Origin of the sequence: Romboutsia lituseburensis (assembly GCF_024723825.1) — a bacterium.
Classification (GTDB): Bacteria; Bacillota; Clostridia; order Peptostreptococcales; family Peptostreptococcaceae; genus Romboutsia_F; species Romboutsia_F lituseburensis_A.
Map to the genome: position 1 here is coordinate 2,547,665 of NZ_JANQBQ010000001.1, position 20,674 is coordinate 2,568,338.

Here is a 20,674-nt window from a genome sequence, read left to right on the forward strand (position 1 = left end):
TTAATTACAAAATAAGAATAGGAGAACATATATGGATAGACTTTCATCACATAGAGCAACCAAAGGTGTTGTTGAAAAGCACGGATTTAAATTTTCAAAGTCTTTAGGACAAAACTTTTTAATTGATGATAATGTAATTGATAGAATATTAGATGGAGCAAGACTTTCAGAAGGAGACAACATAATAGAGGTTGGGCCTGGAATTGGTACTTTAACTCGTGAAATGGGTAAAGTAGCTGATAAAGTTGTTGCTATAGAAATAGATAGAACTCTAATACCTATATTAAAAGAAACTTTAGATGAATTTGATAATATAGAAGTAGTAAATCAAGATATATTAAAAGTAGATGTACAAGAGTTAATTAAAGAAAAGTTAAGTGGAGGGCCAGTAAAATTAGTAGCTAACCTTCCATATTATATAACAACACCAATAGTTATGAAATTTTTAGAAGAAGATATACCAGTAACTGATATAGTAGTTATGGTACAAAAAGAAGTAGCAGATAGAATGAATGCTGGCCCAGGAACAAAGGATTATGGAGCATTATCCGTAGCCGTTCAGTATTATTGTGACACTGAAATAGTTGCAAAAGCTCCAAGACATATGTTTATACCACAACCAAATGTAGACTCAACAGTTATAGGACTTCATGTAAGGACTGAAAGAAAGTATCCTGTTGACAGTGAAGAAATATTCTTTAAAACAGTTAAAGCAGCATTTGGACAAAGAAGAAAAACATTACTTAATGCACTAAGTGGTTTAGGATTTTTAACTAAAGATCAAATAAAAGAAGTATTAGCAGATGCTAATATAGATGAAAAGAGAAGAGGAGAAACTCTTACTATAGAAGAGTTTGCTACCCTTTCAAATAGAGTAAATGCAAAGGTACCTTCAAAATAGAAGGTACTTTTTTTATATATATAAACATATACTATCTAGAGAGATTATGTTAAGGGGGGAAGAGAGATGGCTTCTAAGAGAAAATTCAAGAGGGATTATATAATCCTTGAAGCTAAAGACACTAATTTTAGATATAAAGAACGCATTTTACCTAAGGCATTTGCTAAGGTAGAAATAAATGATGAAAAGTCAATAGTATCACTATATGTAGAAAATCTTAAATGTGTAAAAGATGGTTATAGAGTTGTTGCAATACAAAGTGATTACGAAACTTTAGACCTAGGTAAAGTTGTTTTAAGTGAACAAGGAAAAGGGGAATTCGTTTTAAATTTAGACAGAGATGATGTAGAAATAAAAGGTATAGCATTGTTATATGAAAAATCTGTTCCACTAATAGGATTTAAAGGCAGTAAAATAGAAAACTATGAAGAAATACTATTTACAGGTGAGGATGAATACGAAGAAGATGAGTATGAAGAATATGAAGAAATAGAATATATAGAAATAGACGATGCTGATGACATACAAGAGTATGAAGAAATAGAATATATAGAGATAGATGATGATAGTGAATATGAAGAAATAGAAGATGAATATGAAGAAGATGATGAATACATTGAAATCAGTGATGATGAAGTAGAGTATGAATGTGATGAAGAATGCGAAGAAGAATATGAAGAGTATGATAATGTAGAAGAAACTATAGAGCGTAATATATCTCAACAAAATCATACTAATGCTCAACAACCAAAACAAAAACAACCACCTAGAAAAAATACAGCTTTAAATAAACAGAAGAAACTTAATTATGATCCACAAAATAAATATACAAATACATCACAAGAAAGTAAGACAAATTTAAAAACAGCTGGAGTATTATTAATGCCAAGACAAATAAAAAAAGGCCTAAAATATTTTAATGAAGTTAAACCTTTTGTTACAAGAGATGTAGATGATACAAGATGGTGGAAAATAGAAATAAGCCCAACTACATTATGTGGATACACAATGCCTTATCTTGGTTATGTAAATTCATTAAATTACACTATGTATAGTGATGCTGTAATGCAATCTTATAAATATAGACATTATTTATTTGGAGTTCAATATGATGAATATAATAAGAGAAAACATTATATATATGCAGTTCCAGGACATAAAAATGAACAACCAGATAAAGGTCATACTGGATTTACTACTTATCAACCATGTGATACAAGAAATGACAGTTTAGGATATTGGCTATGTTTTATAGACTCTAGAACTAGAAGAATAACAAAATAACTAGAATAAATTACCTTTGGTATTGCTAATGTAATGACAATGCTCTAAAATATATAAGTATATAGATATTATTATGTTATTTAGGGAGGCAATGTCATGATAAATAAGCAAAGACTTATAGATGAATTTTTAGAATTAGTACAAATAGATAGTCCATCTTCACATGAGGGGGAAGTAGCAAAAGTTTTAGTTAAAAAGCTTGAGGAAATCGGTTGTGAAGTAGTTATAGATGAAGCAGGTGTAAAAGCTGGCGGAGAAACTGGTAATGTTATAGCAACATTAAAAGGAAATAGAGAAGGTAAAAAATTATTATTCAGTTCACACATGGATACAGTTAGCCCAGGTGTAGGAATAAAGCCTATAATAGATGAAGCTAAAGGTATAATAAAGAGTGATGGAACTACAGTATTAGGTTCTGATGATAAAGCTGGTATAGCAGCTATACTAGAAGCATTAAGAACTCTTAAAGAAAATGATGTTAAGCATCCTGACATACAAGTTGTATTCTCAATATGGGAAGAAGGCGGATTATTCGGAGCTAAGTACTTAGATTATTCTAAACTAAATGCTGAATATGCATTCGTATTAGATAGTGGTGGGTCTCCAGGAGAAATAATAATTCAAGCACCTGCTCAAGATGTTATAAATGTTAAAATAACAGGAAAACCAGCTCATGCAGGACTTGAACCTGAAAATGGAATAAGTTCAATAATGGTAGCTTCTAGAGCAATAGAAAATATGAAGTTATTAAGAATAGATGAAGAAACTACTGCTAACGTAGGTATAGTTAAAGGTGGTATAGCAACTAATATAGTTATGCCAGAATTAGAAGTAGTAGCAGAAGCAAGAAGTTTAAGCGAAGAAAAACTAGATGCTCAAACTAATCATATGGTAGAAACATTCAAAAAAGCTGCTGAAGAATTTGGAGCTAAAATAGAAATAGAAACTAACAGAGCATATGCACCTTTCACTGTAGAAGAAAGTGATGAAATAGTTGCACTTGCTAAAAAAGCTTTCTCTAACATGAAAATAGAAGGATATACAGCTTCTACAGGAGGAGGAAGTGACACAAACATATTAAATAAAAATGGAATCAAAGCAGTTAACTTAGGTATAGGTATGAAAAATGCTCATACATTAGAAGAATATATAGCTATAGAAGATTTAGTTAACTCTGCAATAATGGTTTCAGAATTAATAAAAGAAGCATAATATTATATAAATATTGTATAATAAAAAATCACCTAGCGGTTGCTAGGTGATTTTTCACGTTCATAAGGATTGATAATCGGTATTAAGAGTAAAATGTATCCATTACCAGATGAAATTAGTTTTTTGGTTAAATTATCAAACAATGGATATAAGTTTAAAAGTGAATAAAATATTAGAAAAACATAAATCTAATATAAAAATTAAAATTTAATTTACAATAATGGAGGATATTAAATTGGAGACAAGATATGATGAAGCTAACAAAGTAACAATACAATCAATAATATGGAATATTATTTTAACATTTATTAAGATAGTTGCAGGAGTATTAGGTAAATCTAGTGCGATGATTGCAGATGGATTACATTCTGCATCAGATATAATAAGTTCAGTCGGAGTATTAATAGGAAATTATATATCATCTACACCTCATGATAAAGAGCATAACTATGGACATGAAAAAGCTGAAACTTTGGTATCATTTGTACTATCATTACTACTTATATTTGTATCATTAACAATAGGATTTGAAGCAGTTAAATCTTTATTTAATTTAGACAAACTTCAAGTCCCTACAATTTTACCATTAATAGTTTCTGTAATTTCTGTATTGATAAAAGAGTATCAGTATAGAATAACAATTAAGGTAGCTAAAAAAATAAATTCACCAGCATTAAAGGCAGATGCTTGGCATCACAGATCGGATTCATTATCGTCAATAGCAGCATTTATAGGAATAGGTGGATCGATGCTAGGATTTAAGGCATTGGATCCACTTGCATCTGTAGCAGTAGCATTATTTGTAGCTAAAGTGGGAGTAGATATACTTAAAAATTCAGTAAATGAGCTTATGGACTTATCAGTAGATGATGAACAAACTCAACAAATTAAGCAAATAGCGAATGAAACTAAAGGAGTTTTAAATTTAGGTGAAATGAAAACAAGGAAACATGGCGCAATGGCATACGTAGACTTAACTATTTGTGTAGATGGTAATTTGACAGTTAGGGATGGTCATGATATTGCTCATATGTTAGAAAAGCATATAATTAATGATATGGAATTTGTAAAAGGTATAACTGTACATGTTGAACCATGTAACCATTGCCCAGGAAATATGTGTATTAAATAATTACATCTTACAAAATCCTGAGAAAAGTAATATAATTATTCTATAATTATATAGCTAAAGGGGGGAAATTTAATGGCTAAGAAAAGGAAAATTAAAAAAAGTATGCTTTTCATAATTGGATTAGTATTGTTTTTTATAATATATTTTGTAGCATTTAATTTTGCAAGTAATATGGAAGTTACAAAAGCAGATCCAGTTGAATCAGAAAATCAAGAAGAGGATACTAGACCATTAATAAACCAAATAAGTACAAAAGAAAAAATATATCTATCACATCAAGATAGAGAGAGTGTAAGAGTAGAATCTGAATACTGGGAGAAAGTTAAGGTATTATTTAGTGAGTTTTCTAAAATTAGAAAACCTGAATCGTACAACCCTATATATAGTGGTCATTCTGATGATGGTGTAAGATTTTCTACAGATTTAAATTATTTTAGAGTTTATACAGTAAGTAAAGAAGAATATTACAAAGTTCCTGTTGAAACTAAAAGTGAATTTGAAAAATTATTAGGTGAAAGTATATATTTATCATTTGACTTTGTAAAACAATATAAAAGTTGGAAAACTGTAGAAATAAGTTATAACAATGAAGTTAAAAAAGTTCACAAGTGGAAGTTTGATGACCTTTCTTATAAGATGGGATCGAAAAGAATTGTAGGTAAAGTTCAACCAGAAAAAAGTAAAGAAAGAAGTAAGTATAATTTTAAAATATCAATCCATGGAGAGTACTATGATACTACTATAGAAACTATGGGTAAGGATTATGTAAAAATTACTGCTGGATCAGGTAAAGAAAAAGCACAAGCTTATTATGAGGTTCACACAGGTTTATATGAATATTTATTAAAAGATATTTTTGAACTTGAATCTAGTAAAAAATAAAAAAGAGTGTAAGTAGTTTAAATTAATTACTTACACTCTTTTTTATTTTATTTTAAAATTTATTTTTTACTTACTAAATCTTCGGCAACTTTATATATTGGACCAGCACCAGCTGTTATAACTAAATCATTAGGTTTTATGTTATCACGAAGATAATCTACGATATCTTCAAACTTGCTTATATAACATACATCTACATGATTTTGATATAATTTTTCAACTAAGTCTTTTGAATGAATATCCCCAGGATCATTTTCTCTAGCTGCATATATATCAGTTATTATAACTTTATCAGCAGAATAGAATGCTTCAGAAAACTCATTTAAAAGAGATTTAGTTCTAGTATAAGTATGAGGTTGGAATATACACCATAAATTAGCTTTCTTCATCTTTTTAGCCGCAGATAAAGTAGCCTTTAGTTCAGTTGGATGATGAGCATAATCATCAACAACTAAAGCATCGTTGTAATTTCCTTTTACCTCGAATCTTCTACCAACTCCACTATAAGATTTTATATTATCTCTTATTAGTTCTAAGTCAATTGAAGATACATATGCAGTAAGTATAGCTGCAGTTGCATTATATATATTGTGAAGTCCAGGAACTGAAAGCTCAAATACTCCTAAGTTTTCACCTTTAAATTCTAATTCAAATATACCATAACCATTTTCATTAAAATCTATATTTTTAATTACTGCATCATTATTAGTATTTCTTCCATATTTTACGATACTAGCTTTTACATCATGTAAAATATCATCAGTGTTTTCATCATCACCATTAATTATAAAATGTCCATCCTTTGGAAGTAATTTTCCAAATTTATTGAAAGACGCTTTTATTTCATCTAATCCTGAGAAGTAATCTAAATGATCTTCTTCTATATTTAATACTATAGAAATTTTAGGATTAAAGTTTAAGAAGCTATCAACGTATTCACAAGCTTCTGTTATGAAGTGATCAGAATTACCTATTTTAACATTACCGCCTATAGTACTTAAGTTTCCTCCAACTAAGATAGTTGGGTCTAAATCTGCATACTGGAATATAGTAGATAACATAGATGTTGTCGATGTTTTTCCGTGAGTTCCAGATACTGCAATAGAGTTTTTATACTCTCTCATTATTTGGCCTAAAAAAGCCGCTCTATTCATCGTAAGTTTATTTTTTTCTTTAGCAGCAACAAGCTCTTCATTATCATCATGTACAGCTGCAGTATATACAACCATATCTACATTGTCAGATATATGCTCTTTTTTATGACCTAAGAATATATTAGCTCCTTGAGATCTAAGTTTATCTAGTAAATACGATTCATTCGCATCTGAACCAGATACTTTATAACCTTTATTAAGGCATATTTCAGCTAAAGCACTCATGCTTATACCGCCAATTCCAATGAAATGTATATTCATAAGAAAACCACCTTTCTTTTTAATTAAGTCCTACAATATGAACTATGTTTGTGGTATAATAGTACAATGTTCAATATTTTATGTTAAATATACATATACTAAACTATATATATAATATATTAAAAAACTAATTAAAACATAACCAATATTATATCATAATACAGATAGTTATGCATTATTTAGTTTAGCGGATAAATACTACACTTGTAGGAGGGAAATTCAATGAAATTCAAAAGAACGGAGAGAATTGGAGCTATAGTAAAAATACTATCTGATAATCCAAATAAAATATTTACACTAAGTTACTTTACAAACCAATTTAATGCAGCAAAGTCTACAATAAGTGAAGATTTAATAGTTGTTAAAAACGTTTTTGAAAAATTAGAATTGGGAAAAGTAATAACAATATCAGGAGCTGCAGGTGGAGTTAAATATATACCTAAAACATCTAAGGCAGAAAATGAAGAATTTTTAATGGAATTATGTGAAAAAATCAGTGATACATCAAGAATATTATCAGGTGGTTTTTTATATTTAATAGATTTAATATACGATCCAAGTATAGCAGCTAAAATAGGTAAAATATTTGCATCAAATATAGATTATGCAGAAGCAGACTATGTAGTTACTATGGAAACTAAGGGAATTCCAATGGCATTAATGACAGCAAAAGCCATGAATCTACCATTGGTTATAATAAGAAAAGATATTAAAGTATCAGAAGGTCCGACTCTTAGCATGACATATGTGAATGGAAATTCAAAGGTAGAAAGTATGAGTCTACCAAGAAAAGCATTAAAACCTAATAGTAAAGTTATACTAATAGATGACTTTATGAGAGGTGGAGGGACTATAAGAGGTATGATGGATCTTATGACTGAATTTGGGGCAGAAGTTATAGGAACAGGAGTATTCATATCAACTATGGAGCCAGAAGAAAAGATGGTAAAAGATTATATATCTTTAATTCAATTAGATGTAAATGGAAATACTGTAACAGTTGAACCTAACTTAAAAACATTTAAAGATGAATATAAAAATGAGGATTTAGAAGGGGTATCTGAAATTGACAACATATTAGATGAAGAAGAAGAAGAGGAATCCTACAAAAAATAATAAATTTTTGAAAATAAAAAAGGATATTCAAAACATTCATAGAATTATATAAAAAAACAGTCTAATATTAAATATATTAATTTGTCAAAACTTAAAAGGGGGATATAAAAGGTATGAAGATAACTGACGTAAGAGTAAGAAAAATAACTGATGAAGGAAAGATGAAATGTATAGTTTCATTAACATTCGACAACCTATTTGTTGTACATGATATAAAGGTTATAGAAGGTCACAATGGACTATTCATAGCTATGCCAAGCAGAAAAGTTGGGGAAGGTAATTTTAGAGATATAGCTCATCCGATAAACGCGGAAATGAGACAAGTATTAGAAGATGCAGTTTTAAAAGCATATCATGAAGCAGTAGCTCAATTAGAAGTTGCAGCTGAATAATTATTATATAAATTAAGATGACAAATTGCAAGAGTCGAACTATTCGGCTCTTTTTTGTGGTTAAAATTTTTGTAATAATGTATACTTTTTTGTAAAAAAGTGCTATATTAATTAGTGATGGCAAAGACATTGTATACAAATAAGAAAATTTACATAATATAGATATAGAGGAAATAATAACAGAAAAATAACACAGAAACACGAAGATAGGAGTGGGGACATGAACTTTAAAGCTGTAATCCTTGCTGCAGGTAAGGGAACAAGAATGAAGTCTAAATTTCCAAAAGTAATACATCAAGTATGTGGAAAAGAAATGGTTAACCATGTAATAGATGTATGTAAAAAATCAGGAGTTAGCGACATAGTAACAATATTAGGTCATGAAAGTGATGCAGTAAAAGAAAGATTGCCTGAAGGCACTATGATAGCAATGCAAACTGAACAATTAGGAACAGGTCATGCTGTTATAATGGCTAAAGAATATATAAATGATGAAGATACAATCGTAGTATTATGCGGAGACACACCTTTAGTTAAAGAAGAAACTTTAAAAAGATTATTTGACTATCATATAAATCATGGATACCAAGCAACTGTACTTACAACAGAAGTTGATAACCCAACAGGATACGGAAGAATAATAAGAGATGAGAATAAAGATTTACTTAAAATAGTAGAGCAAAAAGATGCTAATGAAGAAGAAAAGAAAGCTAAAGAAATAAACTCAGGAATTTACTGTTTCAATGGGAAGAGTTTAAGAGAATCTTTAGATTTATTAGATAATAATAATGCTCAAGGAGAATACTACTTAACAGACACTATAAAAATAATGAGAGATAAAGCTCAAAAAGTAGGTGCTTACAATGGTTCAACAATAGAAGAACTAATGGGAGTAAACTCAAGAGTAGAACTTTCACGAGCAGAAGAAATCATGAGAAGAAGAATAAATGAATCTCATATGGTAAATGGAGTTACTATAATAGATGTAAATTCAACATATATAGAATCTGATGTTGAAATAGGAAATGATACTATAGTATATCCAGGGGCAATGCTTAAAGGAAGAACAAACATAGGATCAAGTTGTACAATAGGAATGAACTCATGTATAACAAATTCACAAATTGGTGATTATACAGAAGTGGTAAACTCAACTATAATAGATAGTAAAGTAGGCGAAAATACAACAGTTGGTCCATATGCGTATTTAAGACCAAAAAGTGACATAGGAAACAATGTTAAGATAGGAGACTTCGTAGAAGTTAAAAATGCTACAATAGAGGATAACTCAAAAGCATCACATCTTTCATATATTGGAGATGCACATGTTGGTAAAAATGTTAATATAGGATGTGGAGTAGTATTTGTAAACTACGATGGTAAAAATAAATTTAAATCTGTAGTTAAGGATGGAGCATTCATAGGCTCAAATTCTAATTTAGTTGCGCCGGTAACGGTAGAGGAAAAAGGATATGTAGCTACAGGTTCAACTATAACAGATGATGTTCCAAAATCAGCATTAGCAATAGCTAGACAAAGACAGGTCATCAAAGAAGGTTGGGTAGAGAAAAAAGATCAAAAAAATAAAAAGTAGCAACGAATAAGCTTATTATTTTCAAGCATATAGCTTTGAATTTTTAATAAATATAACCAATGTTTTAAAATTTTCGGGAGGATAAAAATGAACACTAGCGGAAGCGAAATCAAAATACTTGCAGGAAATTCATCAAAAGAATTAGCTCAAAAGATAGCTGATCACATAGGAGTACCAGTGGCAGATTGTGAAGTTGGAACTTTTAGTGACGGGGAAATAAGCGTAAACATAACTGAAACAGTAAGAGGTTGTGATGTTTTCGTTGTTCAATCAACTAATAGTCCAGTAAATGATAATTTAATGGAATTATTAATAATGATAGATGCATTAAGAAGAGCATCAGCAGGAAGGGTAACAGCAGTTATTCCTTACTACGGATATGCAAGACAAGATAGAAAAGCTAAGGCAAGAGATCCAATCACAGCTAAATTAGTTGCAAACTTAATTACAGCTGCTGGAGCAGATAGAGTGTTAACAATGGATTTACATGCTGCTCAGATTCAAGGATACTTCGATATACCACTAGATCACTTACAAGGTGGAAATATATTAGCAGATTACTTCAACACTAAGAAGATAGAAGACTTAGTAGTAGTATCTCCTGATTTAGGAAGTGTTACAAGATCTAGAAAATTTGCTAATGGATTAGACGGAGATGTTCCAATAGCTATAATAGACAAAAGAAGACCTAAGGCTAACGTATGTGAAGTAATGAACATAATAGGTGATGTCAAAGGTAAGAATGTTATATTATTAGACGATATGATAGATACAGCTGGTACTATAGTTAATGCAGCTAATGCACTTAAAGAATTTGGTGCTAAAGATGTGTATGCTTGTTGTACTCATGGTGTATTATCAGGTCCTGCTATAGAAAGAATAGAAGGTTCTGCTATAGATGAGTTAATAGTACTTGATACTATACAACTTCCAGAAGAAAAGAAAATAGATAAGATTCAAGTAAAAACAGTTGCTCCTTTATTTGGAGATGCGATAAAGAAAATTTTTGCTAACGAATCAGTTAGTAAATTATTCTAATTAAAGTAAAATGCACATTATTTTATATAATGTGCATTTTTTAATTCATAAGTTATAAAATTGTTTCATATGTAACATTAATTATTAAAAATTAAAATAAATACTTCTTGGTATAAATAAAGATATAGTTTAATATGTAAATTGAGTGTAAAACTATGAAATAATGTTTAAATATAAGTAAACAAGGGTTTAATTCTGATAATTAGAATTAAACTTTTTTTATGCTCAAAAAATAGAATAAAGAGAAGGTGTAGAAATTAAAAATGGGTTATAGATAGTATGAAAAAAATATAAAGTATGTGGTTATTGTGTTGTTAATAGGGATAATGTCATGGAAATTTGGTTACGACTATAATATTAAGCAAGAAATTTACAATATAAAGAATTACTATTCATTATATAAATATGATAAAGGAAAATTCAATCTAAAAGTAATTAGCCTAGAAGCTTTAATAAAAAAATCAACAAACAGTCAGAAGAGTATTTTATATTGGGATTTTATGAAAATGAAAAAGGGAATAATAAAGCAGAAATATACTTTGATTTAGCAACAGAGCAAATAGGTGCAAGTAGAAATGAATTTATAAAATATTACTTATATAATAGATTATCTAAAAAATTTATAGATGATGATTATGAAAAGTCAAAAACATATTTAGAGAAAGAATTAGTGAATATTGATTTAAAAAATGATGATAGAGGTCATACACTAGCGTGGTTGAGTTTATGCAAGTATACGGGAAAAAGATGGTAATAAATTAATAATTAAAAACACAGAGGAGCTCTTAGATAGAAGTAATACTGAAAATAGATTTGAATTAACAAGAAAAATAGAATCAATATACTATTTAGCAGGAGAAAAAGATAAAGGTATTAAATGTTTTTTAGATACTATATATTTGTATGAATAAAAACAAGATATGTATTCAATAACAAAAGCATTAATAGACTTAAGTGTATCATTTATAGATATGAGGGCTTATTAAATATCAGAAAATTTAGTATATGAAGCTTTGAAAACATCAGAACATATAGATAATGAGAAAAAATATCTAATGCAACTATATTCATATGTGACGTTATGTAACGTCTATATGCATATGGATGATAGTGAAAAATAAAAGAAAATATAGAAAAAATTAAATGAAATGAAAAGGAAGCCAAAAATCAGCCTTTATATGAAAAACCACCTAATTTTAAAAAAGAACAGAAAAAGCAGATGCACCTTCTCATGTAGGTCAATTTGTATATAAACTTAAAGAACTACCTTACTTTGAAAATATAAAATTATCAGGAGTATCAGAATAAAAAAGTGATGTACAAAATGGTAAGAAAATTTCTTATGATTTTAGTATTACTGCAAATGTAAAGGATGGTGTAATTACAAATGAATAAGAATAAAGATCAAAAAGAAAAACAAAGTATATTATATATGGACATTAAGGATATTTTTAATTTGGATTTTTTTAATAAAGAGTTAAGTTCAAAGGGTGATATGCTCCCTTTATAGTAGACAGTTAAAATAATAAAACTGTTGGACTTAACCCGATTTGGTAGACACTATAAATAGTCTACTTAGTCGGGTTTAAATTTTCAAATTCTATAGGAGATACATATCCAAGTGCAGAATGTCTTCTTTTTCTATTATAAAATAACTCAATGTATTCAAATATAGCTTTTTTAGCATCTTCTCTAGTACGATATGTATTTTTATTATCAAACATTTCTGTTTTTAAGGACTTATTAAAGGATTCCATAATTGCATTATCATAAGGGTTACCAGGTTTACTCATACTTGCAACAATACCATATTTATCAATTTGACTTTGATACCTTTTTCTAATAAATTGAGATCCTCTAGCAGTATGAACTATAAGATCTGCTTTAGGATTTTCTCTCCATATAGCTGATTCTAATGCATCTATTACTAATTGTTCTCTCATATTTTTATCCATAGACCAGACAACAATTTTACGACTATATACATCCATATAAGCCATTAAATATAAAAAGCCTTCACTTGTTGGAATATATGTTATAGTAATCGTACTTAGAATAGTTTGTAAATTCTCTCTATAAAGCCTTCATCATTTTTATTAATTTTTTTGATTTTTCTTTTTAGAACAGCCCAATATTTTTCTATCGGATTTAATTCAGGAGAATATGGTGGCAAGAAAAGTAGTTTTAAATTTTTATTAGCATTACTACATAATTCATATAATACTTTTTTACTATGAAAAGATGCATTATCCATAACAATAACTTTATTTTCTTCAATAGCTTTTAAAAACATATCTTTAAACCACGCTTCAAAAAAGTGGCTATCCATTGTTACATCATAAACTAGAGGAGATACAATTTTATCTCCACATTTATATGCTACTATATTTGTTCTTTTGTACTTCTTACCTAGTATTTTATCATATACCTTTACACCTCTTGGTGCTCTTGCGTATTCTCTGTAAATATATCCTTGTATATCTGTCTCATCAATATATACTATATCATCTTTTGGTATATCTTTTATTTCATTTAAATACTGTTCTACCTTTTCTTTGCGTTGCTCTTTATATGAAATTGTCTTTTTTTCGAGTTATTTAAATTTCTTTAATGCTTTTCTTACTGCACCTTCTGTGCAATTAAATTCTTCTGCAATTTCTACTAAATATGCATCTGGATTTTCATTTATATATTTAACTAGCTTTTCTGGATAAATTTTTTTTGGTTTTCTTTCAGGTATTTTATTCTCTAAATTATTCTCCTTTGCTTTTTTTATCCATCTTGTTAGTGTTGTTTCTGATATTTTAAAAACTTTGCAAGTTTCTTTATATGTATGTCCTTCAATTTGGTATTCTACGGCTCTCATTTTATAATTTATATCGTATCTTATATTGTTAATGATTAACTTTTTGAACTTCTTATATACATTTTATTTAAAGTACGGCTACTATATATCACTAACCCAAGTTCATCAGCAGAAAAGTTTTGCATAAGAAGATTAGCTTTGATTAACTCTTCTTTAACTTTCTTATAGTTTCCATGTTTTTTCTATGGTGTTTTCCAGATAGATTACATTCCTTCATTAACCTATAAACCCTTTTATGGTTAACGATGATACCTCTTGCATCTAGTTCGCATTTTACTCTACGATATCCATAACATTGTCTGAATTGACTGTGTATATCTTGTATACATTCTTTTAATGCCTTATTTTCAATTTCTCGTTTACTCGGAGTATGTGCAAGATATTTATAATACCCAGCGCGTGATACCTTTAATACTTTACACATAGTTATAATATTATAGTTTGAGGAGTTTTCTTTTATAAATTGAAACTTTTGCTGTTTTGTTCCTTGAGAAAGGTAGAATACTTTTTTAGAATTTCACATTCCTTTTGTATAGATTCAATTTGATTTTTTAATTTTTTAATCTCAAATTCACTATTTATACGAGCATTTCCATGACCAGAAAAGGCTTCATCACCATTGGCTTCATATTCAGTTATCCATCTATAGACCATATCTCTAGGTAGTTCTAATTCTTTAGCTATTTCTGTTATTTTTTTACCTTCCTCAATAACTTGTTTAACAACTTGTATTTTAAATTCTTTAGTATATTTTTTTCTTGGCATAAAAAATCCCTCCTAGTATTAGTATTAACTAACTCGACTAATCTACACGTCTACTAGAAGGGTGTAAGTCCAATTTTTTATTATTTCCACTGTCTACTTGACAGGGAGCAGTTCAATAATAAAACTGAAAAAATAGGATACAAAATTAAATATAATAAAGACGACTTAGTATATGTGAACACAGTAGTTAAAGAAAGTGACAAAATAGATCAATGTGATAATTATGTAATTGTAAAAGAAAATTCTAATTTGAACTTTGACTTAGCTATAGTCAAGGAAAGTGAAAATATAGATAGTAATGGAAAAGAGTTTAAGTATGATGATAAATATAAGATAGAATCAGAAATTACAGTACAAATACGAGGATTAAATCAATCTAAAAACTATAATATTACATACGATATAAATAAATGGAATAAATTTAATTAGTATTGAAGGTGAGCAATTGGTTAAAAAAGATAATAAAGGGGTTACGTTGCTAGAGCTATTAGTATCTTTAGCTATTATAAGTTTTTTAATTTTTGCATTTTTTAGAGTTATAAATAGTACTAAAAGGATAGATATAAAAAATGATAGAGATATAAAAGTCATTAATATAGCACAGAGCCAAATAGAAGATTTACGTATCCAGATAAAATCATTAGGTGAAAGCGATAAGTTAAAGATACAAGATAAAGATATTTACATAAAAGATATTGGTAAAATATATTTTAAAAGGGTTAACTATGAAAAAAATATTGAAAATCAGACTTATAAAGTTGATGTAAATCTAAAAAAAACTAATGCAGGTAAAGACTTGTATTTATTTGAAATTGAAATAGGAGTAAGCCTTAAGGATAATTATTTTAGTAAGAGACATACAGTTATTAAAACAAAGATTTTAAGTAATAAAGGTTCTATTCGTGAAGAAGATGAAGGCAATGATGTACAAGGCGAAAATTACTTGAATTATTGTTTAAGCAAAGCGTTTAATGTATTTTCTCAATTACCTGATAAGACATTAAGTAACTTAATATCAATTGATAAAATTATAGGAAATAAAACTCTTATAGATATGTCTAAGGAAGAGAAAATAGATATACTTAGTATGATGTTTCAAGTTGAAAAAATAATAAGAGAAACTGAAAAAAACATAATTCAAACAAATGAAAATAAATATTTTGATTTATTATACGAAGGAAAGTATTATATTAAAGCTAGTAAATACACATTAGAAACATTAAATAAAAAAATGGATGAAGAATTAAATGAATCTCATAGATTAAACTGGTTGAATACTCATAATATATTTATACAGAATTATACTTTAAATATACAAAAACTTCATAATGATTTATGGATATATGGTTTACCTAGTGAATATAATCATTAAATTATTTGATACAAATAAAGTTTTGTTTAATAAAATATCTAGTTGAAATAAATGGAGAGATTTTAATTTTACAGGGTCAACGTGATAGTATCGAAAAAAGGAAGTATATAAACAATATAATAAATGCCTATATAGATAAAATAATAAATCACCATGTATACGATATAGAAAAACATATAAGGGAAGAAGTAACACCTAAAATACTAAATACAGATTATAAAAAGAACATAAATGAAGATAAAAAAATCATTTTAGATGATTTAGAGGATTTAGAGGAGTTAACATTAAACTTATTAGAATTGAAGGCATCTATATATAACTCAAATTATTATGATAAAGACAGTAATTTGAATTTTATCAAATAGGATTATAAAGAAGGAGTAAAACATGAATATATTTAATTTATTAGAAATAGCAGTAGAATTAGGAGCATCTGATTTACATATAACAGTTGATAGCCCTCCTATAGCGAGGATAAAAGGGAGCTTTGTAAAGCTAAGAGAAACCAGTTTAACAGAGCAAGATACAGAAATTATGGCCAGGGAAATAACTGGTCAGAAAAAATTAAAAATATTAGAAAATAAAGGTGAGGTAGATTTATCAGTATCATTACCAAGTGGAGACCGATTTAGAGTGAATGCATATAAGCAAAGAGGTAAATATGCTATTGCAATAAGAACAATAACGTCGCAAATTCCTTCGTTTAAAGCATTGGGATTGCCAGATATTATTGCTACATTTGCAGAAAAACATAAAGGATTAATTCTAGTAACAGGACCAACGGGTAGTGGTAAGAGTACTACTTTAGCTAGCTTAATAGATATAATAAACTCAACGCAAGAAAGGCATATAATAACATTAGAAGATCCTATAGAATATGTACATAATCATAAAAAGGGTATTGTTAATCAAAGAGAAGTCGGGAGTGATACAGAAAGCTTTCATGCAGCATTAAGGGCAACACTTAGACAAGATCCAGATGTTATCTTAGTTGGAGAAATGCGTGATCCAGAGACTGTATCAATAGCACTTACAGCTGCGGAAACAGGACATTTAGTTTTTTCGACACTACATACAGTAGGATCAGCAAAAACAATAGATAGAATTGTTGATATATTTTCAGCAGAACAGCAACAACAAATTAGAACTCAGTTATCTACTGTTTGTGAAGGAGTTATTTCTCAACAACTAATACAAACAATAGATGGCATAAATAGAGTAGCAGCTTTAGAAGTTATGATAGCAACACCAGCTATAAGAAATTTAATAAGAGAAAATAAAACTTACCAAATACAAAATATAATTCAGACTAGCTCTAAGTTAGGAATGCAATCTATGGATCAAGAGCTTGTTAATTTATATAGACAAGGAAGAATTTCTAGAGACAGTGTTTTAAGCAGATGCTCTGATTATGAATATACATCTAGATTAGTTGATGGTATGAATTATTAAGTTTATGGAGGAGTATATGTGAATATAAGAAAAATAATGGCTTTACACTACTAGAACTTCTAGTTTCATTATCAATATTAACTATAGTAGTTTTTGTAGGATATAAAATAATCGATAAGTCTATTATATCTATAAAGAATCAAGGTAATATAAATCAAGGCCAATTAACAATGAATGATATGAATAACTATTTAACTAGAGATATTGAACAATCAACATCTATTGAATTAGATTTAATAACAGTTAAAAATAATAATAACAAATCAAATTTAGATAAATTAGATGGTGAATATATTAAATTTATGAGTTTATCTCAGACAAATAAATCAATGGAATATATATATACAATAAGGTCTGATAAAAAGGAAGATACAGTAATATCTAAATATATTACTAATATAGATTTTAAAGATGAAAAATATAAATATAGCATAAATAGAATGGATTCTAAAGGTGTAAAAATTGATTTTATAGACAATAGAATATTAAAAAGCACAAATTTACCACCTCTTATAATAAAGGGGGAAAATTCTTATGAAGTTAGCATGCAATATAATGGTAAATATGATGAAAATGTTAATCATATATTTAATGTTACATCTAGATATATTAAATCTGAAGAAATAATTATACATCCAGAAGAACCTGAAGAAATACCGCTAAGAGGTGATTTGATTTTTAAATATACTAAGAAACATGAGACTCAAAATTCAGGTGAATTTGAATGGAGCAAGCAAATAGAATGTAACATATTAGATGAAAAAATGGAGTCAAAATCTAATAGAAGAAATCATGGAGACTATAAAGAAAATTTCAATATTTTCATAAACACTGATAGTGGATATATAAGTTTACACACTGGTGGAGATTTAACTATATCAGTCAATGATGAAATTATTAAGAACATAATAGGAATAAGAATATCGCTAAGTGAAGGGATAGAGATACAGAGTTTTTCAATTCCAAACTGCTTAAGTCAAAATTTAAATAGTGACAAAATTTACGAATATAGAGATATTTATAAAAATCAATATAATATAAGTGGAAATGTATATATAAGCAAACCTTCTAATATCGATAAAGAAAATACAATAGTTGTTGATTTTATATATAAATAAAGACTTATATAATATAAGTGAAAGTGGAGAGGTTAGAATGGAAATATATTTTATGATAGTATCTTTTATTATGGGAGCTATATTGGGGAGTTTTTATAATGTATGTATATTTAGAATACCAGAAAAATTATCAATAATAACTCCTCCATCACACTGCTATAAATGTGATACAAGACTGAGACCTTTAGACTTAATGCCGATACTTAGCTGGATTATATTAAAAGGGAAATGTAGATATTGTGGTGAAAAAATTTCATATAGATATGCTTTAATAGAACTTTTAACAGGAATATTATTTTTATTAGTTTACAATATCTATGAATATAATATTCAAACTATATATTATTTAATATTTATATCATTGTTAATTATAATAACATTTATAGATATAGACCATTATATAATTCCGGATGAGTTAATTATATTTGGGAGTATAGTAGCTACTTTATTTAATATTTTAGGACAAGGAATAGGAATAAAAAATAGTTTGATAGGAGCAGTTATCTGTGGTGGAAGCATGCTAATTTTAATAAACTTAATTGAGTTTATAGTAAAAAAAGAAGTCATGGGAGGCGGAGATATAAAACTTTTTGCTATGGCGGGTTTGTTTTTAGGTATTAGTGGCGGAGTATTAACGATATTGCTTAGCATATATATTGGAGCACTCTACGGAATAGTTGTTATATTAAATAGCAAATTAAAAAAACAAGAATATAATTCGATGATTCCATATGGGCCCTTTATTTCTATCGGAGCATTAATTGTTGTTCTATGTGGAACTAATATAATAAATTGGTATGTGGGGCTGTTTTAAATCAGCCTTTTTAAATATTGAAAGGTTTTATTTTAGTATATGAAATAGTATTAAAAAAAGCTATAAGTTAATAATTGTAATAGCCCTGCTATTACTAATTAATTATGATTTATATATTACTTATTTCGATAATAGCATCATATATTTCAAATAATCAAATTTATTTAATATGTGATGAAATAAAAAATAATAAAAAGAATACTTTAATAATTTATATAACAATTATATTAACAATGATTTCAATCTATCTTAAATATGGATTTACTATAGAATCTATAAAATATCTAACATTAATACCATTTATAGTAATAATTTCAATAATAGACTATCATACAACATATATATATGATATAACAGTACTTAGTGGTATAATAATTCAAGGTATAATTTTTATCTCAACATTAAATAAAGATTTAAATTCAGCAAGCCATATATCTGCAATGATAATAGGGCTTGTTTTAGCATATATAATATCAAAAATAACTAATGGATTAGGTCAAGGAGATATAGGCTTATACGGCCTATGTTCTTTTACATTAGGACATAATTATGCTCTGTATTTAATATCACTATCATATATTATAGCTAGTATATATTGTGTATATATACTTTTTATGAAAAGTGATAAAATAAGAAAAATACCATTTGCACCATTTATATCATTATCAACAATAATTATAATGATGACCAATAATGATATATTAAAAATATATTTTGATATAATAGGCAATTAAAGGAGGACGGAAAATGTATGTAGTAGTAGGGTTAGGTAATCCAGGTAAACAATATGATAAAACTAGACATAATGTAGGTTTTGATGTAATAGATATTCTTGCAAAGGAATATGGTATATCAGTGACGAAGATAAAACATAAGGCCTTAATAGGTGAAGGAAGAATAGGGTCAGAAAAAGTTTTACTAGTTAAACCACAAACATATATGAATTTAAGTGGAGAAACTTTAATAGATATATATAAATACTATAAAGTTGATTTGAGCAATATAATAGTAATATACGACGATATTGACTTAGATGTTGGAAAAATCAGAATAAGAAAAAAAGGTAGTGGTGGAACTCACAATGGAATGAGATCTATAGTTAAGTGCTTAGGGTCTACAGAATTTCCAAGAGTAAGGGTAGGTGTATCTAAACCAATGCCAGGACAAGACTTAGCTGATTTTGTACTTTCTAGATTTAGAAAAGAAGAATCCATAGACTTAGAAAATGGTTTAGAAAAAGCATATCGTGCAGTTGATTGCATTATAAGAGAAAATATCGATATATCTATGAACAAATACAACGGATAGTGAGAGGGGAATT

At 27.9% G+C, this 20,674-nt stretch carries 24 protein-coding genes and 1 pseudogene; 19 read left to right on the forward strand and 6 right to left on the reverse strand.

Annotated elements, in window-relative coordinates; all coding sequences use genetic code 11:
- The first annotated feature begins 31 nt into the window (after nt 1-31).
- The 5 genes from rsmA (at nt 32) to NWE74_RS12575 (ending at nt 5,411) form a co-directional block, all read left to right on the forward strand.
- Entirely contained in the window at nt 32-901 is an 870-nt protein-coding gene (gene rsmA / locus NWE74_RS12555) for a 16S rRNA (adenine(1518)-N(6)/adenine(1519)-N(6))-dimethyltransferase RsmA (RefSeq protein ID WP_258243360.1), read from the forward strand.
- A gap of 66 nt (nt 902-967) precedes the next feature.
- Nucleotides 968-2,185 (forward strand): hypothetical protein, encoded by a 1,218-nt coding sequence (locus NWE74_RS12560; RefSeq protein ID WP_258243361.1) that lies wholly within the window; start codon nt 968-970, stop codon nt 2,183-2,185.
- A gap of 96 nt (nt 2,186-2,281) precedes the next feature.
- A complete protein-coding gene (locus NWE74_RS12565; RefSeq protein WP_258243362.1) occupies nt 2,282-3,397 on the forward strand; it encodes a M20/M25/M40 family metallo-hydrolase in 1,116 nt (371 codons plus the stop codon).
- A gap of 235 nt (nt 3,398-3,632) precedes the next feature.
- Entirely contained in the window at nt 3,633-4,529 is an 897-nt protein-coding gene (locus tag NWE74_RS12570) for a cation diffusion facilitator family transporter (RefSeq protein ID WP_258243363.1), read from the forward strand.
- A 72-nt stretch (nt 4,530-4,601) separates the two neighbouring features.
- Nucleotides 4,602-5,411, forward strand: a complete 810-nt coding sequence (locus tag NWE74_RS12575; protein ID WP_258243364.1) for a hypothetical protein — start codon at nt 4,602-4,604, stop codon at nt 5,409-5,411.
- A 59-nt stretch (nt 5,412-5,470) separates the two neighbouring features.
- Here NWE74_RS12575 and murC read toward each other — a convergent pair whose 3' ends face one another.
- Nucleotides 5,471-6,826, reverse strand: coding sequence for a UDP-N-acetylmuramate--L-alanine ligase (gene murC, locus NWE74_RS12580; protein ID WP_258243365.1), 1,356 nt, complete (start codon nt 6,824-6,826; stop codon nt 5,471-5,473).
- Nucleotides 6,827-7,048: 222 nt separating this feature from the next.
- Between murC and purR the strand changes: the two genes are divergently transcribed.
- From purR to NWE74_RS12605, 5 genes are all read left to right on the forward strand, one after another.
- A complete protein-coding gene (purR, locus tag NWE74_RS12585; RefSeq protein ID WP_258243366.1) occupies nt 7,049-7,942 on the forward strand; it encodes a pur operon repressor in 894 nt (297 codons plus the stop codon).
- Between the two features lie 113 nt (nt 7,943-8,055).
- On the forward strand, nt 8,056-8,334 hold the full coding sequence (gene spoVG / locus NWE74_RS12590) for a septation regulator SpoVG (RefSeq protein WP_092727630.1): 279 nt from the start codon (nt 8,056-8,058) through the stop codon (nt 8,332-8,334).
- A 220-nt stretch (nt 8,335-8,554) separates the two neighbouring features.
- Nucleotides 8,555-9,928, forward strand: a complete 1,374-nt coding sequence (glmU, locus tag NWE74_RS12595; RefSeq protein WP_258243368.1) for a bifunctional UDP-N-acetylglucosamine diphosphorylase/glucosamine-1-phosphate N-acetyltransferase GlmU — start codon at nt 8,555-8,557, stop codon at nt 9,926-9,928.
- An 87-nt stretch (nt 9,929-10,015) separates the two neighbouring features.
- On the forward strand, nt 10,016-10,966 hold the full coding sequence (locus tag NWE74_RS12600) for a ribose-phosphate diphosphokinase (RefSeq protein ID WP_258243369.1): 951 nt from the start codon (nt 10,016-10,018) through the stop codon (nt 10,964-10,966).
- Nucleotides 10,967-11,456: 490 nt separating this feature from the next.
- Nucleotides 11,457-11,720 carry a hypothetical protein gene (locus NWE74_RS12605; protein WP_258243370.1) on the forward strand — a complete coding sequence of 88 codons (264 nt, stop codon included), beginning with the start codon at nt 11,457-11,459 and terminating at the stop codon, nt 11,718-11,720.
- Between the two features lie 817 nt (nt 11,721-12,537).
- On the opposite strand, the gene NWE74_RS12610 is transcribed toward NWE74_RS12605, so the two are convergent.
- The 5 genes from NWE74_RS12610 to NWE74_RS12625 form a co-directional block, all read right to left on the reverse strand.
- Complete coding sequence (locus NWE74_RS12610) at nt 12,538-13,023, reverse strand: IS3 family transposase (RefSeq protein WP_309137308.1); 486 nt, start codon at nt 13,021-13,023, stop codon at nt 12,538-12,540.
- On the reverse strand, nt 13,017-13,544 hold the full coding sequence (locus tag NWE74_RS12615; RefSeq protein WP_309137309.1) for a transposase: 528 nt from the start codon (nt 13,542-13,544) through the stop codon (nt 13,017-13,019). The genes NWE74_RS12610 and NWE74_RS12615 overlap by 7 nt, the downstream gene beginning before the upstream one ends.
- Before the next feature lie 15 nt (nt 13,545-13,559).
- On the reverse strand, nt 13,560-13,868 hold the full coding sequence (locus tag NWE74_RS12620) for an IS630 transposase-related protein (protein ID WP_309137310.1): 309 nt from the start codon (nt 13,866-13,868) through the stop codon (nt 13,560-13,562).
- A gap of 106 nt (nt 13,869-13,974) precedes the next feature.
- Nucleotides 13,975-14,256 (reverse strand): IS3 family transposase, encoded by a 282-nt coding sequence (locus NWE74_RS19310; RefSeq protein WP_420330187.1) that lies wholly within the window; start codon nt 14,254-14,256, stop codon nt 13,975-13,977.
- A gap of 32 nt (nt 14,257-14,288) precedes the next feature.
- Nucleotides 14,289-14,597, reverse strand: coding sequence for a transposase (locus NWE74_RS12625; RefSeq protein ID WP_258243371.1), 309 nt, complete (start codon nt 14,595-14,597; stop codon nt 14,289-14,291).
- A gap of 174 nt (nt 14,598-14,771) precedes the next feature.
- On the opposite strand from NWE74_RS12625, the gene NWE74_RS12630 reads away from it, so the two are divergent.
- The 9 genes and pseudogenes from NWE74_RS12630 (at nt 14,772) to pth (ending at nt 20,661) form a co-directional block, all read left to right on the forward strand.
- The gene (locus tag NWE74_RS12630) at nt 14,772-15,026 is read left to right on the forward strand and encodes a hypothetical protein (protein ID WP_258243372.1); all 255 of its coding nucleotides are present in this window, start codon (nt 14,772-14,774) and stop codon (nt 15,024-15,026) included.
- Nucleotides 15,027-15,042: 16 nt separating this feature from the next.
- Nucleotides 15,043-15,969: a type II secretion system protein gene (locus NWE74_RS12635; RefSeq protein WP_258243373.1), complete on the forward strand. Its 927-nt coding sequence runs from the start codon at nt 15,043-15,045 to the stop codon at nt 15,967-15,969.
- 5 nt (nt 15,970-15,974) lie between these two features.
- A complete protein-coding gene (locus NWE74_RS12640; protein WP_258243374.1) occupies nt 15,975-16,334 on the forward strand; it encodes a hypothetical protein in 360 nt (119 codons plus the stop codon).
- Between the two features lie 22 nt (nt 16,335-16,356).
- Nucleotides 16,357-17,421: a type IV pilus twitching motility protein PilT gene (locus NWE74_RS12645; RefSeq protein WP_258243375.1), complete on the forward strand. Its 1,065-nt coding sequence runs from the start codon at nt 16,357-16,359 to the stop codon at nt 17,419-17,421.
- A gap of 14 nt (nt 17,422-17,435) precedes the next feature.
- A pseudogene (locus NWE74_RS19315) lies at nt 17,436-17,516 on the forward strand (type II secretion system protein); the annotation flags it as partial.
- Between the two features lie 75 nt (nt 17,517-17,591).
- A complete protein-coding gene (locus tag NWE74_RS12650) occupies nt 17,592-18,539 on the forward strand; it encodes a hypothetical protein (RefSeq protein ID WP_258243376.1) in 948 nt (315 codons plus the stop codon).
- A gap of 37 nt (nt 18,540-18,576) precedes the next feature.
- Nucleotides 18,577-19,353, forward strand: coding sequence for a prepilin peptidase (locus NWE74_RS12655; protein WP_258243377.1), 777 nt, complete (start codon nt 18,577-18,579; stop codon nt 19,351-19,353).
- Between the two features lie 104 nt (nt 19,354-19,457).
- A complete protein-coding gene (locus tag NWE74_RS12660) occupies nt 19,458-20,087 on the forward strand; it encodes a prepilin peptidase (RefSeq protein ID WP_258243378.1) in 630 nt (209 codons plus the stop codon).
- Between the two features lie 13 nt (nt 20,088-20,100).
- The gene (gene pth / locus NWE74_RS12665; protein ID WP_092727643.1) at nt 20,101-20,661 is read left to right on the forward strand and encodes an aminoacyl-tRNA hydrolase; all 561 of its coding nucleotides are present in this window, start codon (nt 20,101-20,103) and stop codon (nt 20,659-20,661) included.
- The last annotated feature ends 13 nt before the right edge of the window (nt 20,662-20,674 follow it).

Coding starts and splice junctions, on each gene's coding strand:
- NWE74_RS12650 (WP_258243376.1), top strand. CDS start 17,592: ATGAATGATATGAATAACTATTTAACTAGAGATATTGAACAATCAACA.
- rsmA (WP_258243360.1), top strand. CDS start 32: ATGGATAGACTTTCATCACATAGAGCAACCAAAGGTGTTGTTGAAAAG.
- spoVG (WP_092727630.1), top strand. CDS start 8,056: ATGAAGATAACTGACGTAAGAGTAAGAAAAATAACTGATGAAGGAAAG.
- NWE74_RS12600 (WP_258243369.1), top strand. CDS start 10,016: ATGAACACTAGCGGAAGCGAAATCAAAATACTTGCAGGAAATTCATCA.
- NWE74_RS12645 (WP_258243375.1), top strand. CDS start 16,357: ATGAATATATTTAATTTATTAGAAATAGCAGTAGAATTAGGAGCATCT.
- NWE74_RS12560 (WP_258243361.1), top strand. CDS start 968: ATGGCTTCTAAGAGAAAATTCAAGAGGGATTATATAATCCTTGAAGCT.
- NWE74_RS12575 (WP_258243364.1), top strand. CDS start 4,602: ATGGCTAAGAAAAGGAAAATTAAAAAAAGTATGCTTTTCATAATTGGA.
- purR (WP_258243366.1), top strand. CDS start 7,049: ATGAAATTCAAAAGAACGGAGAGAATTGGAGCTATAGTAAAAATACTA.
- NWE74_RS12660 (WP_258243378.1), top strand. CDS start 19,458: ATGATTTATATATTACTTATTTCGATAATAGCATCATATATTTCAAAT.
- murC (WP_258243365.1), bottom strand. CDS start 6,826: ATGAATATACATTTCATTGGAATTGGCGGTATAAGCATGAGTGCTTTA.
- NWE74_RS12565 (WP_258243362.1), top strand. CDS start 2,282: ATGATAAATAAGCAAAGACTTATAGATGAATTTTTAGAATTAGTACAA.
- glmU (WP_258243368.1), top strand. CDS start 8,555: ATGAACTTTAAAGCTGTAATCCTTGCTGCAGGTAAGGGAACAAGAATG.
- pth (WP_092727643.1), top strand. CDS start 20,101: ATGTATGTAGTAGTAGGGTTAGGTAATCCAGGTAAACAATATGATAAA.
- NWE74_RS12655 (WP_258243377.1), top strand. CDS start 18,577: ATGGAAATATATTTTATGATAGTATCTTTTATTATGGGAGCTATATTG.
- NWE74_RS12625 (WP_258243371.1), bottom strand. CDS start 14,597: ATGCCAAGAAAAAAATATACTAAAGAATTTAAAATACAAGTTGTTAAA.
- NWE74_RS19310 (WP_420330187.1), bottom strand. CDS start 14,256: ATGTGTAAAGTATTAAAGGTATCACGCGCTGGGTATTATAAATATCTT.